The sequence below is a fragment of the Allosphingosinicella vermicomposti genome (assembly GCF_003012815.1).
Classification (GTDB): Bacteria; Pseudomonadota; Alphaproteobacteria; order Sphingomonadales; family Sphingomonadaceae; genus Allosphingosinicella; species Allosphingosinicella vermicomposti.
In genome coordinates, this window is the sequence record NZ_PXYJ01000004.1 from 40,722 (window position 1) to 55,304 (window position 14,583).

Annotated in this window: 14 protein-coding genes; 10 read left to right on the plus strand and 4 right to left on the minus strand. The window is 62.9% G+C overall.

Annotated features, from left to right (window positions below; translation table 11 throughout):
• The first annotated feature begins 94 nt into the window (after nucleotides 1-94).
• Both C7I56_RS11365 and C7I56_RS11370 read left to right on the plus strand, forming a co-directional pair.
• Complete coding sequence (locus C7I56_RS11365; protein ID WP_106640754.1) at nucleotides 95-808, plus strand: SapC family protein; 714 nt, start codon at nucleotides 95-97, stop codon at nucleotides 806-808.
• Nucleotides 801-1,829 (plus strand): cupin-like domain-containing protein, encoded by a 1,029-nt coding sequence (locus C7I56_RS11370; RefSeq protein WP_106640755.1) that lies wholly within the window; start codon nucleotides 801-803, stop codon nucleotides 1,827-1,829. Before C7I56_RS11365 ends, C7I56_RS11370 begins: the two co-directional genes overlap by 8 nt.
• Before the next feature lie 90 nt (nucleotides 1,830-1,919).
• Here C7I56_RS11370 and C7I56_RS11375 read toward each other — a convergent pair whose 3' ends face one another.
• Both C7I56_RS11375 and C7I56_RS11380 read right to left on the minus strand, forming a co-directional pair.
• Complete coding sequence (locus tag C7I56_RS11375) at nucleotides 1,920-3,167, minus strand: serine hydrolase domain-containing protein (RefSeq protein ID WP_106640756.1); 1,248 nt, start codon at nucleotides 3,165-3,167, stop codon at nucleotides 1,920-1,922.
• Between the two features lie 22 nt (nucleotides 3,168-3,189).
• Nucleotides 3,190-4,368: an LL-diaminopimelate aminotransferase gene (locus C7I56_RS11380; RefSeq protein WP_106640757.1), complete on the minus strand. Its 1,179-nt coding sequence runs from the start codon at nucleotides 4,366-4,368 to the stop codon at nucleotides 3,190-3,192.
• Between the two features lie 251 nt (nucleotides 4,369-4,619).
• On the opposite strand from C7I56_RS11380, the gene C7I56_RS11385 reads away from it, so the two are divergent.
• The 6 genes from C7I56_RS11385 (at nucleotide 4,620) to clpS (ending at nucleotide 10,302) form a co-directional block, all read left to right on the plus strand.
• Nucleotides 4,620-4,940, plus strand: a complete 321-nt coding sequence (locus C7I56_RS11385) for a GIY-YIG nuclease family protein (RefSeq protein WP_106640758.1) — start codon at nucleotides 4,620-4,622, stop codon at nucleotides 4,938-4,940.
• Nucleotides 4,940-6,724, plus strand: a complete 1,785-nt coding sequence (locus tag C7I56_RS11390) for a PHA/PHB synthase family protein (protein ID WP_106640759.1) — start codon at nucleotides 4,940-4,942, stop codon at nucleotides 6,722-6,724. Before C7I56_RS11385 ends, C7I56_RS11390 begins: the two co-directional genes overlap by 1 nt.
• Complete coding sequence (locus C7I56_RS11395) at nucleotides 6,724-7,479, plus strand: helix-turn-helix domain-containing protein (protein WP_245409710.1); 756 nt, start codon at nucleotides 6,724-6,726, stop codon at nucleotides 7,477-7,479. The genes C7I56_RS11390 and C7I56_RS11395 overlap by 1 nt, the downstream gene beginning before the upstream one ends.
• Nucleotides 7,480-7,554: 75 nt before the next feature.
• A complete protein-coding gene (locus C7I56_RS11400) occupies nucleotides 7,555-9,030 on the plus strand; it encodes a serine hydrolase (protein ID WP_106640760.1) in 1,476 nt (491 codons plus the stop codon).
• Between the two features lie 75 nt (nucleotides 9,031-9,105).
• A complete protein-coding gene (locus C7I56_RS11405) occupies nucleotides 9,106-9,693 on the plus strand; it encodes a phasin family protein (RefSeq protein ID WP_106640761.1) in 588 nt (195 codons plus the stop codon).
• A 246-nt stretch (nucleotides 9,694-9,939) separates the two neighbouring features.
• Nucleotides 9,940-10,302 carry an ATP-dependent Clp protease adapter ClpS gene (gene clpS, locus C7I56_RS11410; RefSeq protein WP_425352395.1) on the plus strand — a complete coding sequence of 121 codons (363 nt, stop codon included), beginning with the start codon at nucleotides 9,940-9,942 and terminating at the stop codon, nucleotides 10,300-10,302.
• A gap of 12 nt (nucleotides 10,303-10,314) precedes the next feature.
• Here clpS and C7I56_RS11415 read toward each other — a convergent pair whose 3' ends face one another.
• Nucleotides 10,315-11,046, minus strand: coding sequence for a Crp/Fnr family transcriptional regulator (locus tag C7I56_RS11415; RefSeq protein ID WP_245409701.1), 732 nt, complete (start codon nucleotides 11,044-11,046; stop codon nucleotides 10,315-10,317).
• Nucleotides 11,047-11,196: 150 nt separating this feature from the next.
• On the opposite strand from C7I56_RS11415, the gene murA reads away from it, so the two are divergent.
• Nucleotides 11,197-12,480: a UDP-N-acetylglucosamine 1-carboxyvinyltransferase gene (gene murA / locus C7I56_RS11420; RefSeq protein WP_106640762.1), complete on the plus strand. Its 1,284-nt coding sequence runs from the start codon at nucleotides 11,197-11,199 to the stop codon at nucleotides 12,478-12,480.
• Nucleotides 12,481-12,501: 21 nt separating this feature from the next.
• On the opposite strand, the gene ubiG is transcribed toward murA, so the two are convergent.
• The gene (ubiG, locus tag C7I56_RS11425) at nucleotides 12,502-13,233 is read right to left on the minus strand and encodes a bifunctional 2-polyprenyl-6-hydroxyphenol methylase/3-demethylubiquinol 3-O-methyltransferase UbiG (protein WP_106640763.1); all 732 of its coding nucleotides are present in this window, start codon (nucleotides 13,231-13,233) and stop codon (nucleotides 12,502-12,504) included.
• Between the two features lie 67 nt (nucleotides 13,234-13,300).
• Between ubiG and C7I56_RS11430 the strand changes: the two genes are divergently transcribed.
• The gene (locus C7I56_RS11430; protein ID WP_106640897.1) at nucleotides 13,301-14,545 is read left to right on the plus strand and encodes an aspartate kinase; all 1,245 of its coding nucleotides are present in this window, start codon (nucleotides 13,301-13,303) and stop codon (nucleotides 14,543-14,545) included.
• Nucleotides 14,546-14,583: the final 38 nt, after the last annotated feature.

Sequence of the window (14,583 nt, forward strand, 5' to 3'; positions counted from 1 at the left end):
ATCCCCGTCAAAAGGGATGGCTTTTTCCGTTTCGGGGCGGCAGTCAGAACGCGAGAGCGGCGGACGCCGCGACAGATGGAACTGCCGATAATCTATGTCCGATCACGCTATCCTTACATCTGAAGACCATCGCGATCTGCGCGTCCGCCCCGATCGCGGCGCCGATCTGGGCGATGGAGTGATGTGCTGCCTCACCATGCCGGACGAATTCCGGCAGGTGCAGAATGAATATCCGATCCTCTTCCGCCTCAGCGCCGACCGCGAGAGCTTCAGCGCGCTTGCCATGTTCGGCTTTGAAAATGGCGAGAATTTGTTTGTCGAGGAAGGCGGTTGGCACGCGCGCTACCGCCCGCTCGCCATGGACGTGCAACCCTTCCTGATCGGCCATCCCGCCGCTCCGGGCGGGGCACGGCAGGTTCATGTCGACATGGGCAGCCCGCGCATTTCGTCCGACGGGGTCCGTGTATTTGAGGAAGATGGCAGCCCAACGCCTTACCTCAACGCTATCGCCGAAAAGCTCGGCGCGCTGGATGCGGGCTATCAGGCATCGGCCGATTTCTTCGCCGCGCTGCGCCGCTACGATCTGCTGGAACCGTTCCTGCTTGAATTTCCGTTGGTGGATGGCTCGGTCAAAAGCCTCGTCGGTTTCCACGTGATTGACGAGGAGAAGGTGCAGGCCCTGGATGCCGCGATCCTCGGCGAGCTCCACGCCGATGGACATCTGATGCCGATCTTCATGGCGCTGGCGTCCCTGTCCAATATCGGCGCGCTGGTTGCCCGGAAGAACCGCCGACTGCGCCATGGCTGAGGGAGACGACCCCGTCGGCGCACTTGCCCGCGTGCCGGAAATCGACGTTGCAGACGCGGGGGCGCTAGGCACCCAGCTATATGCTGCCGAGGGGCCTTTCATTGTGCGCGGCCTTGTGTCCGATTGGCCGCTTGTCGCGGCGGGCCGGCAATCGGCCAAGGCGGCCCGCGACTATCTGCTCCGCCATCACCGCGACCGTCCGTTCACCGTTGCGACGGGCGACGCGGCGAACGAGGGCAGGATTTTTTATGATGAGACGATGCGGATGAACTTCCGCAGCGCGCAGGCGAAGCTCCCCGACATTTTTGCGGAGATCGACGGCCAAGAAGGGCGGGCGGACGCGCGCACGATCTACCTGTCATCGATCGACATGAAGGACTATTTCGTGGGCCTGCACGAGGCCAACCAAGTCAATCTCGGCGATCGATCCCCCCTCGCCAGCATCTGGATGGGGACACCGACGCGGATTGCGGCGCATAACGACTTTCCCGACAATCTCGCTTGCGTTGCGGTAGGGCGGCGGCGTTTCACCTTGTTCCCGCCCGATCAGTTCGCGAACCTTTACCTCGGCCCACTCGACAATACGCCCGCCGGCCGCGCGGTCAGCATGGCCGATATCCATGCGCCCGATTTCGATCGTTTTCCCCGGTTCAGGCAGGCGCTGGATCACGCGCTTGTTGCGGAGCTGGAACCCGGCGACGCGCTTCATATTCCGTCGAGCTGGTGGCACCATGTGGAGGGGCTCGATCCCTTCAACGTGCTTGTCAATTATTGGTGGCGGGACACGCCCCGCTGGCTCGGCCAGCCTCAAAATGCGCTGCACCACGCCATCCTGGCGATCCGCGATCTGCCGGAAGATGAGAGGCGGCACTGGCGCGACATGTTCGACCATTATGTGTTCGGGGCCGATGAGAATGTTACCGCCCACATATCCGAGGCCGCGCGCGGAATCCTGTCGCCACTGACTCCGGAAAGCGCGAGCCGATTGCGTATGTATCTGCTCCGCACTCTCAATCAATAAACCCATTACCGCTAACCCTGAGCCTGTCGAAGGGCGTGTGAAGGGTATGATGCACACGGGCTTCGACAAGCTCAGCCCTAGCGGGGTGGGTTATGGGAGAAGCTTATCGGGAAAGAAGGCTGTCTTTACCGCCGCTTGCGAGGCGGGTTGGAGGGGTGGACCGCCTTCGGCGGCGACGCGCTGGACCATGCCGACGAACACGATCTGGTGCTCCGGATCGACCCAAAACCAGGTGCTGGCGAGGCCGTCCCAAAGGTAGGAGCCATGCCCAAGCGCGACCTTCGCTGCCTGCGGATCGGTGACGACCACCCCGTTATAGCCATATTCGTAGCCCGGCCGCATCTGCTGGAGGCCGATCCCGTAGCTGCCTTTCAGAATTTCGGGCGGGAGCTTGGGCGACATGATCGCGGCCGCGGCTTCCTCGCTGATGACGCGCTTGCCGTCGAGCGCGCCTTTGCCGAGGAGCATGCGGGCGAAGCGGGCATAGTCGCCTGCCGTGCTGTAGAGGCCGCCGCCGCCCGAGGCGAAGCCGGGCATCGCGGTGGGATCGTTGCCGAGGAGGTGGCTCGTCACTTCGGCCGGTTTTCCGTCCTTCCACTCATAGACGGTGGCGAGGCGGGCGAACTTTTCCTGCGGCACGTAGAAATCCGTGTCGCCCATGCCGAGCGGATCGAAGATGTGACGCTTCATGAAGTCGCGCAGCTTCATGCCCGACAGGCGCTCGATAATCGCGCCCTGGAGGTCCATCGCGATGCTATATTCCCACCCTGTGCCGGGATCGTAGCGGAGCGGCAGGCTCGCGACGCGGGCGACGAAATCGCGATTATCCTTCGCAGTCCAGAGATCGGCCGCGCGGTAGAGATCGTCGATGCCGCCGCGGCCCATATCATATTGGAAACCGGCCATATGGGACATGAGCTGAGCCATTGTTGGCTGGCTGGCGGGCGTAGCGAGGATTGGCTGACCGTTTGCGTCGAGGCCCTTATAGACTTTCAGGTTCGCAAGTTCGGGCAGATATTTCGCGACCGGATCCTCGGGCTTCCATTTACCCTGTTCGTGCAGGATCATCATCGCGACGGCCGTCACCGGCTTCGTCATCGAATACGCGCGGACGATCGTGTCGTCCGTCATCGGCGCGCCGCTTTTGAGATCGCGCTTGCCGTAAGCCGAACGACCGACGAGCGCGCCGTCCTTCCAGATTTCGGTCGCGACACCGGCGAGCTGGCCATCATCGACCATCTTGTTGAGGACGGCATCGACCTGCGCGACGCGCGGCTGTGCGTGAAGTGTGCCCGCGCAGGCGAGCGCCAGCATCCCCGCAATCCATGTCTTCATCATGTCCCCTCCCCTTTTGTTACTTTCAGCCGCGATCCAGAAATTTCTTCACGCCGCGCGCGGCCTGCCGGATGCGCTGTTCGTTTTCGACCAGCGCGATGCGGACATGGCCCTCCCCCTCTTCGCCAAAGCCCGCGCCGGGGGCGACTGCGACCCCGGCTTCGGTGAGCAGCCTTTTGGCGAATTCGACGGAGCCCAAATGGCGGAACGGCTCCGGGATCGGCACCCAGGCGAACATGCTGGCTTCCGGCGGCGGAATGTCCCAGCCCGCGCGGCCAAAGCTCTGTACCAGGCAGTCGCGGCGCGATTTATAGAGGGCGCGGTTGGCGGCGATAATGTCCTGCGGGCCATTGAGCGCTGCGGTGGCGGCCGCCTGAACGGGCGTGAAGGCGCCGTAATCGAGGTAGGATTTAACGCGGGTGAGCGCGTTGATCAGCGTCTTGTTGCCGACCGCGAAGCCGATCCGCCAGCCCGCCATCGAATAGGTTTTGGAGAGCGAGGTGAATTCGATCGCGACGTCCTTCGCATCCGGCACTTGCAGGATGGAGGGGGTGGGCGTGTCTCCAAAATAGATTTCGGCATAAGCAAGGTCACTGATCACCCACAGGCCGTGGGCGCGGGCGAAGGCGACGACCTGCTCGTAAAAGGCGAGGTCCGCCACATAGGCCGTCGGGTTTGACGGATAGCCGATCACCAGCACGGTGGGCTTGGGCACCGTATAGCGGATCGCGAATTCGAGGCGGGTGAAGAAGTCCGGACCGGGTGCGGCGGGGATAGAGCGGATCGCGGCGCCCGCGATGATGAAGCCGAATTGGTGGATCGGATAGGATGGGTTGGGGGCCAGTACCACATCTCCGGGCGCGGTGATGCCTTGAGCGAGATTGGCGAGACCCTCCTTGGAGCCGAGAGTCACCACGACCTCGCTGTCCGGATCGATGCTGACGCCGAAGCGGCGCTCGTAATAGGCAGCCTGCGCCTTGCGGAGGCCGGCTATGCCTTTGGAAGCCGAATAGCCATGCGCGCGGGGATTGCGGGCGACTTCGGCGAGTTTATCCACCACATGGGGCGGCGGCGCGCCGTCCGGATTGCCCATGCCGAGGTCGACGATATCTTCCCCCCGCGCCCGCGCTGCGGCCTTCATCGCATTCACTTCGGCGAAGACATAGGGCGGCAGGCGGCGGATGCGGTAGAAATCATCGTTCATGGGGGCATCTTGTTCGATCTCCTCCCAAACCGCTAGCCCTGAGCTTTTCGGAGGGGGTGTAAAGAGCATGTTTGGATCGTCATCATCGCGCGTGCCGGATCGTCCTTCGACAAGCTCAGGACTAGCGGGTTTGGGTTGCTCCGACTGTGCCCGCTCACCACCACCGCTAGGGCTGAGCTTGTCGAAGGGCGTGGGCATCGCATCCTTCACGCGCCCTTCGACAAGCTCAGGGCTAGCGGCTAGGATGGGGAATGGCGTTTTGGGCTTACATGCTGCGTTGTGCGGATGGACATTATTATGTCGGTAGCACGGACGAACTTGAGCGGCGGGTTGCGCAGCATCAGTCCGGCGAGGTCATGGGTTATACCTACAAGCGCCGACCCGTTCAGCGGGTGTGGAGCGAAACTTTCTTTACCCGCATTGAAGCCAAGGAAGCGGAACGGCGCATCAAGGGATGGAGCCGGGCGAAGAAGGATGCGTTGATCTCGGGTGATTGGGACCGGGTTTCCCGGCTGGCACAGAGCCACGCGGATCGTCCTTCGACAGGCTCAGGACTAGCGGTGGAGGGGTGATGGTCAAGGATAAGGACGAACGCAGCCTGCCCCCAACCCCCTCCCCCGAGGACATCCAGCAATGGACGCAGCTCATGGCGCGCGGGCAGGAGATGATGCTCGATTTCGCCGCGCGGCAGGTGGGTCAGATGCAGGAGCATGTTGGTCTCTTCCCCGGCCTTGAAGCGCTCTGGCCCGATGCGGGGGCGCTTGCCGATCCCGCCAAGCTCGCCAAGGCACAGGTGGCTTTGTGGACCGAGGGCCTGACGCTCTGGGAGAAGATGCTCTCGGGATCGAGCGCGGAGCGGCAGCGGATCGAGGAACGGGCCGACCGCGACCGGCGCTTTGCCGCCGCGCAGTGGAAGGCGCATCCGATGTTCGACCTCTTGCGACAGAGCTACCTCCTCATTTGCGACCATATGCTCGGTAGCGTGGATGCGGCTGAGGGCCTGGACGGGCGACAGAAGGAGCAGCTCCGTTTCGCGACCCGGGCCTTTCTCGACGCGATGAGCCCGTCCAATTTTCCGATGACCAATCCGGAAGTGCTGGAGCGGGCGATGGAAACGAAGGGCGAGAGCCTCCTCTCCGGCCTCGCCCACATGCTGCGCGACATTGAAAAGGGGCAGCTGACCCACACGGCCGAGGGCGCGTTCGAGCTCGGCCGCAACATCGCGGTAACGCCGGGCAGGGTGGTGAAGCGCACCCCGCTTTACGAGCTCATCCAATATAGTCCGGCGACCGAGACGGTGTTCGAAACGCCGCTCGTCATCTTCCCGCCGTGGATCAACCGCTTTTACATCCTCGACCTCAATCCGCAGAAAAGCTTCATCCGCTGGGCTGTCGAGCGAGGTCTCACCGTCTTCGTCGTATCGTGGAAGTCGGCGGACGAGAGCCTCGCCGGCGTCACGATGGACGATTATGTGATCCACGGGCAGGTCGACGCGATCGACACGATCCGCGACCTGCTTGGCGTGCCGAGCGTCCATACGATCGGCTATTGCGTCGCGGGGACGACCCTCGCCGCCACGCTCGCCTGGCTCGAGGCGAAGGGCGAGGCTGAGAAGGTCGCGAGCGCCACCTTCTTCACCGCCCAGGTCGATTTCGCCGATGCGGGCGACCTTTCCCTGTTCGTCACGGACGAGCAATTGGGGCTGATCGAGACCTTGTCGGCGGAGAAGGGCGTGATGGACGGGCGCTATATGGCGGCGACCTTCAACATGCTGCGCGGGCGCGACCTCGTTTGGAATTACGTCACCGCCAATTATTTGAAGGGCGAGGATTATCCGCCCTTCGACCTGCTCCACTGGAATGGCGACACGACGAACCTGCCCGCCAAATGGCATCAGGCCTATTTGCGCGACCTTTATCGCGACAATAAACTCGTCCAGCCCGGCGCGCTGAATGTCGCGGGCGTGCCGATCGACCTTAATCAGGTGAAGACCCCCACCTATGTCCAGGCAGGCCGCGAGGATCATATCGCCCCGGCGAAAAGCGTGTGGAAGATCACGCACCACTTCGAGGGCCCGCTGCGTTTCGTCCTTGCAGGCTCCGGCCATATCGCAGGCGTCGTGAACCCGCCCGAAGCGCAGAAATATCAATATTGGACGAACGAAGCGGCAGTGCAGACGCTCGATGATTTCATCGCGGGCGCCACGGAAACCAAAGGCAGCTGGTGGCCCGATTGGCTCGGATGGATCGCCGAGCGGTCCGGAAAGAAAATTGCCGCCGCCACGGCGCGCATCCCCGGCGAGGGCAAGTTGAAAGCGCTGGAAGACGCCCCCGGCACCTATGTGCGAACGCCGTGATGAAGCAAGAGGGGCGGGACCGGACGTTATGTGAGACAGCGGCCTTTACGGCGCGCCTCGTTCATTATGCGCCAAACGTGCGGCATGCCGAGCACGAGCACAAACGGGCACAGATTTCCTTCCTGCTGCTCGGCGACACGCTAGAGGTCGTTGGGCAGCGAGAAGCAGACGTGTCGGTTCCGGCGAGCGGGATCAAGCCAGCGGGCATCCGCCACGCCGCGGCCTTCGGGAAGAATGGCGCGCTGATGCTGGCGTTCGATTTTGCCGAGGGTGGCGCCCCGGACCTCTTCAATCGGGGCGAGCCTTGCCACTGGCGGGCATTGCCGCAATCCTTGCTGGGTTTGATCCGAACCGCATTGCGGGATGGCGCGGGAAGCCGCGAAGATATGTTTTGGGACGTCCTCTCCCACGACGGGCAGAGCCACCGATCCGGGCGAGCCGTTCCTGCCTGGCTCCAGCGTGCTCGCGAGCGGATCGCTGACGCGCCGGAGGGCGCCTGCCTTGGCGAGCTTGCGGCGGATGCGGGGGTCCATCGGGTTCATCTCTCGCGTGCTTTCCAGCGCCAGTTCGGCGTGGCGCCAAGCCTCTATCGTCAGCGTTGCATGGCGGCGCGCGGGCTAAGCCATCTCCTTGCGCGGGAAGGACTGGCCGACGCCGCCGCAGCGGCGGGCTTCGCCGACCAAAGCCACATGACCAGGGCTCTGAGGAAGCAAACCGGCTTAAACCCAGCGGCGCTCCGCAACCTTCTGGGCTAGGGTTACATTGGTTCAAGACACCGCATCCCTGCCACTCTAGCAAATGCGGTTTTCCAGACGAATGGATCTCCGCAGATGCGTTTTGGTTTCTTGTTGCTCCCCATCGCCCTCGCCGCCACGCCATCGGTGGCGGACGATCGCGAGGACTTCGACCGCGCCGTCGACCGCGTGCGCCCGCTTGTCGAGGCGGCACGCTCGGTGCCGGGGGCGCCCCCCGCCCTCGCCTTCATCGCGGTACGGAAGGACGCCCCGCCCGTCGTCCTTGTCGATGGCGTCGCCGACGTTCGCAGCGGCGCCAAGGTCGATGGCGATACGCCCTTTTACATCGCGTCGATGACGAAGGCCTATATGGGCCTGCTCGCCGCCGAACTCGATCGAAAAGGCGTTTTGAAGCTCGATAGTACCGTCGCGGATCATTGGCCCGACCTGCGCATTCCCGGAACGGATTTGCGGGCGATCACGCTCCGCAACCTCCTTACCCACCATCTCCTGTTTGAAAATTCGCCGCTCAGCTTTCGGACTGCATATGCCGATGAGGTCGCGGCGGCGGATTATCCCGCGCTTCTCGCGAGCCATTCGACCCTCCGCAAACCGGGCTTCTCTTACAGCAACCTCGGTTATCTGATTTACGGAGCGATCCTGGAAAAAGAGACCGGCCGCCACTGGAGGGATTGGCTCGGCGAAACGATCTTCAAGCCGTTGGGTCTGCGCCATACCTCCCCGCGCGGCAGCGATTTTCCGGTCGTGACAGCCGCGCACCAATGGACGGTCACGGGCTGGCAGGCGCTTTCCATGAAGCGTGATCCCCTCATGCATGCCGCCGGCGGGCTCGTCACGTCGCCGAAAGATATGGCGCGCTGGCTCCAAGCCCATCTCGAAGAGAAAGGGCTGCCGCGCCCGTCCTATCGATCCGCCCATAACGTTACTTCTCACGCCCCCAATATCAGCGAAGGCGAACGCTGCGACGGCTACGCGCTTGGCTGGTCGCGATGCACGGCGCACGGCATCACATATCTGACCCATGGCGGCGGCTATACGGGGTTCCGATCGGTCATGATGATCGCACCTGAAGAAGGGGTAGGGCTCGCGCTCCTGACCAATAGCGACAGCATGACTGGAGCTCTTAGTGGAAAGCTGCACGACGCCTTTATCCGAGCCCTTTCGGATCCTGCCTACGCGCCCGATCCGGTCGCCTTCGCGGCCGATTATGCCGCCCAGGTCAAAGAGCAGGCCAAGAACCGCGCCTCGCGGGAAGAGAAAGATGTGGCCGATGCAAAATGGCAAGGCTGGGCATGGAAGCCCGACCCGGATATGCTGGCGCGCTACGCCGGACGCTATCGCAGCCCTGCCCTGGGCGACATGATGCTGCGGGCGGAGGGTGAGACCCTGGTCGCAGAACTTGGCGCTTATTCGATGCGCCTGGTGCCAGCTGCCGAAAATGTTTTCGCCGGGATCTACAATCCGGCTGAAAAGCGTGCGGTGGTTCTATTTGATCCCGCAACCCAATCCCTGTCTTGGAACGACAAGACGTTCGTCAAACAGCAACCCTAATATTGCACTGCAGCATTTCCCTTGAAATCGATACCATGAGGCATTATTGTGCAGTGCAGCATAGTGAGGCTTTACATGGCTGATACGAAATCCAGGGCGAAGACGCGGGCTAAGCCCGCCCTCGTGGCCACGGCAGTTGCAGCCGCGGCCGGAGCGGCGGCGGCTGGTGCCGCGCGGGCCCGCAAGAGCAATGAAGGGAAAGACGAAATGACGATCGAAGCGACCCAGACGGTTCAGGACGCTGCCCAGAAGACCCAGGCTTTCTTCGGTGACGTGAACGAACGCGCCAAGGTTGCCGCCGACAAGACCGCCAAGGTCGTCGAGGAACTGGCCGACATCGCGCGCGGCAATGTCGAGGCGCTGGTCGCTTCGTCAAAGGTTGCGGCCAAGGGTGCCGAAACCCTGGGCCAGGACGCCGCCGAATATGGCCGCAAGCGGTTCGAGGAAGCTTCGGCAACGCTGCGCGGCCTTTCGGAAGCCAAAACCCCGGCCGATTTCTTCCGCCTGCAAAGCGAATATGCGAAGAATGCCTTTGACAGCTTCGTCGCGGAAAGCGCCAAGGCGAGCGAAACCATGGTGAAGCTGGCTGGCGAGGTCGCCGAGCCGATCACCAGCCGCTATTCGGTTGCCGCCGAGCGGGTGAAGGGTCTGGCGAACACCTGATCCTGCCCGCATCAAACACCGCTAGGGCTGAGCTTGTCGAAGCCCGCGTGCATCGCACCCTCCACACGCCCTTCGACAAGCTCAGGGCTAGCGGTATTGGGAATAGAGTGCGGTATAGATAGAATGGAAAATGGCGGCCCTCCAGAGCGGAGCGGCCGCCATTTTCGTGCGTTGTGCGGTGTGCCGTTATCGGTCGCGGGATGGCGGACATCTTGCCGAGGCACGTGTGAATAGCATATTTGGGGCATGACGATGATTGGGCAGAAGCATCAGATCGCGATGGCGGCGGGCGATCCGCGTGATCCGGACGAGGGCACCGGTCTTGGCGTCGCGACCCGGACGCGCACGCGGACCAAGACGCCCTCCCCTTACAAAGTTCTGATGCTGAACGACGATTATACGCCCATGGAATTCGTCGTCCTCGTCCTGCAGCGTTTCTTCCGCATGGACATCGACGATGCAACCCGCGTCATGCTACAAGTTCATCAGCGCGGCGTCGGGGTGTGCGGCGTGTTCAGCTATGAAGTCGCGGAAACCAAGGTCGCGCAGGTGATCGATTTCGCCCGTCAGAACCAGCATCCGCTGCAATGCACGCTGGAAAAAGCCTAAATTGAGCGCGGATCAGCGCGCGGGCGGTAACCAGCTGGTGTCGATCGTCGCGTAGCGATCGATAAAATTGGCCTCCGATGCCAGGCGTTTTTCATCGACCAGGCGAACTTTGTTGCCGCTCCGTGCAATCAGGCCGTCATCCATCAGGCCGCGCATCATACGGTTGACGTGGACGGCGGTGAGGCCGGTGGCGTCGCCAAGATCCTCCTGCGTCAGCGGCAGCTGAAGCTCGCTCAGCTCGCCTTTCAGCATCACGCGGTTCCGAGCGAAAATCTCGCAAAGGATTGACGCCACGCGGGCCCGTGCGGACGTGCGGCCGATCGAGGCCAGCCTGTCCGAAATCGACACCCTTTCCGCCATCGTAACGGTGAAAATCAACGCGGCGAGACGCGGGTGATTTTCGAAGATGTCGCACAGCTTCTCGCGATTGAACGCCGCGACGGACGCATCGCTGACCGTGACGATCGTTTCGGGAGAGTGGTCAAGCGCAAGGCTCGACAGGCCGATAATATCCCCGGGAAAGAAGAATCGCATGATCTGGCGGCTACCATCGCCCAACACGACATGGCTTTGCAGCCAGCCCGACCGGACGACGAACAGCTCGCGGGCGCGATCCTGCTCGCGGCGAAGGATCGTTCCCCGCTTGCAATGACGCTGCTGCGCCTCAATCCCGTCGAGGGCGGCGTGTTCGTTTTCTGTCAGCTCCAGATAGTGCGACAGACGTTCCGCAAGGCAACTGCCCAACGCTTATACCCCATTTTTAAGCCCACTCCTGAGCGGCTCATTAGGATGCAAATTCGTAACGCGCCCTAATCGAAATCAAGACGTTGCAGGAGACGGCATTTCACCGTTCGCCCGCTTGCGCCCGCGCCGCAAAGCACTAAGACCGGCGCCATGGACAAAATCATCATCAAGGGCGGCCGCCGCCTCGAAGGCAAGATCGCAATTTCGGGCGCGAAGAACGCCGCGCTCACTCTCCTTCCATGCGCGCTTTTAACCGATGAACCATTAACATTGCGCAACCTGCCGCGCCTCGCGGACGTCGACGGCTTTGGCCATTTGATGAACCAGCTCGGCGCATCGACGATGATCGAGGGGTCGAAGCGCGACGAATTCGGGCGGGTGATGACGCTGCGCGCGTCCAACATCGCATCGACCGTCGCGCCTTACGACATTGTCCGCAAGATGCGGGCCTCCATCCTCGTCCTGGGCCCGTTGATGGCCCGGGCAGGCGAAGCGACAGTGTCGCTGCCGGGCGGCTGCGCAATCGGCAACCGGCCGATCGATCTTCACTTGAAAGCCCTCGAGGCGCTCGGCGCGGAGATCGAACTCGCCGCTGGTTATGTGAAAGCGAAAGCACCGTCGGGCGGCCTTCGCGGAGGCCATATCAACTTTCCCGTCGTTTCCGTCGGCGCCACCGAAAATGCATTGATGGCCGCCGTGCTCGCCAAGGGCACGACGGTGATCGAAAATGCCGCGCGCGAGCCGGAAATCACCGATCTTGCCATGTGCCTGATCGCCATGGGCGCGAAGATCAGCGGCCTGCGCACCGATACGCTGACGATTGAAGGTGTCGATCGCCTCCACGGCGCGACATATTCCGTGATGCCCGACCGGATCGAGGCGGGAAGCTATGCCTGCGCCGCCGCGATTACCGGCGGGTCGATCGAACTCGTCGGCGCGCGCAAGGAAACGATGACCGCGATCCTCGAGGCGCTGACCGAAGCGGGCGTTGTCGTCGAGGACGTGAAGGGGGGCATCAAGGTGAGCGCGGGTGAGGAGATCAAGCCGCTCACCCTGTCCACCGCGCCCTTCCCCGGTTTCCCGACCGACATGCAAGCGCAATTCATGTCGATGCTGGCGCTCGCCAACGGCACCAGCCTGCTGACCGAAACGATTTTCGAGAATCGCTACATGCATGTGCCGGAGTTGATCCGCATGGGCGCGGATATCGACGTACGCGGCCGCGCCGCCGTGGTGCGCGGCGTGCAAAAGCTCAACGGCGCGGAAGTGATGGCGACGGATCTGCGCGCGTCGATGAGCCTGATCCTTGCCGGTCTTGCTGCCGAGGGCGAGACGGTTGTGTCCCGCATCTACCACCTCGACCGCGGTTATGAGCGGCTGGAAGAGAAGCTTCAGGGCGTGGGTGCGGATATCGAGCGGGTATCGGCGGGTTAGTCGACCCGTCCTGCCCAATCGTCAGGCCTTCCTTGCCGCGATGAAATAATCGAGGGACGTATTCTCCGAAAGCACGAAGCCGCGCGTGGGAGAGAAGGACAGCCCTTCCACATCGACCACGTCCAGTCCCGCATCCCGGACGATCGCGCATAGCTCCTCAGGCGTCAGGAACTTGTTCCAGTCGTGCGTGCCCTTGGGAATTTGCCCGAGCCCCTCGGCCAAGGTGATCATCATCAGGCGCGACTGCGGCGTGCGGTTCGGGGTCGACAGGATCAGCAGCCCGCCCGGCGCGAGATGGTCCGCGAGACCGCCGACAAAGCCGCGCACATCGGCCACATGCTCGATGACTTCGAGCGAGGTGACGAGATCGTATAGGCCATCGAGCGTGTCGGCCGATCCGACGCGATAGTCGATTTCCAGCCCTTGTCCCTGCGCATGAAGCCGCGCCGCCGCGATATTTTCGGGGGCGGCATCAACCGCCGTCACGTCCGCGCCAAGCCGACGGAGCGGCTCGGCGAGCAGGCCGGCGCCGCAGCCGACGTCCGCGGCGCGCTTGCCGGCTAGCGGCGTGCGGCTCGTCTCATCCGTCTGGAAATGATGGTCGATCTGTTCGCGTATATATTTGAGGCGCACGGGATTGAGCTTGTGAAGCATCGCCGAGGATCCTTTCGGATCCCACCAGTCCGCCGCCATCTTCCCGAAATGCGCCGCTTCCTTTGGGTCGATCGTCGAGGGTTCGCTTGCGTTCGCCATGGGCCGACTCTATCAGGACGGCGCATCTTTTCCCAAGGCTTTTCGGCCTTCATTTTTCGCGAGGCACATGGCCCGTATCGTCATGAAATTCGGCGGCACTTCGATGGCGGGCATCGAGCGCATCCGCCATGTTGCCGCCCTCGTGAAGCGGGAAGCGGATGCGGGCAATCAGGTGGCTGTCGTCGTTTCCGCCATGGCGGGCGAGACCGATCGCCTCGTGCAATTCTGCCGCGAAGCCTCCTCCCTCTACGATCCGCGCGAATATGACGTGGTGGTGGCGTCCGGCGAGCAGGTGACGAGCGGCCTCCTTGCCATCACGCTTCAGGGTATGGGCGTGAATGCGCGCTCATATATGGGCTGGCAGCTGCCGATCCGGACAACGCCCGCCCACAGCGCGGCTTTGATCGACGCCATCGATGCGGACATTTTGGAAGGTGTGTTCGGCAAGGGCGGCATCGCCGTCATACCGGGTTTCCAGGGCGTGGCGGCGGACGGCAGTGTTTCGACGCTTGGCCGGGGCGGTTCCGACACCTCCGCAGTGGCATTGGCGGCCGCGATCAAGGCGGATCGCTGCGACATTTATACCGACGTAGACGGCGTCTACACGACCGATCCGCGCATCGTGCCGCGCGCCAAGAAGCTCGCCGCGATCACTTTTGAAGAAATGCTTGAGCTTGCCAGCGTCGGCGCGAAGGTGCTGCAGACCCGCTCCGTCGGCCTTGCGATGCGCGAGGGCGTGGCATTGCGCGTGCTGTCTTCGTTCGAGGACAAGCCCGGAACCATGGTCGTCGGCGACGACCAGATCGAGGACTATCAGATGGAACGTCAGCTCATCACGGGCATCGCCTATGACAAGAATGAGGCGCGCGTGACCCTCACCGGACTGCCGGACCGGCCGGGCGCGGTCGCCACGATCTTCGCGGCATTGGCTGATGCGAATATCAACGTCGACATGATCGTGCAGTCGGTGCCCCGCGCTGGCGAGCCGAGCGACCTTACCTTCACGGTCCCTACCGCGTCCCTCGCCCACTCAACGGACGTGCTGGAAAAGGTGCGGGGCGAGGTGGCGTTTGGCGAAATCTTGACCGACCTGGACGTCGTCAAGGTGAGCGCGGTGGGTGTCGGCATGCGATCCAACGCCGGTATCGCCGCCCAAATGTTCAAGGCGCTGGCCGACCGTGGTATCAACATCCTCGCCATCACGACGTCGGAGATCAAGGTCTCCGTCCTGATTCCCGAAGATTATACCGAACTTGCCGTGCGCGTGCTCCACACCGCCTACGGCCTCGACGACACTGGAACCGCGGCGTGAGCCCTTCTAAGCCCCTCCCCTCGATGGGGAGGGGTTGG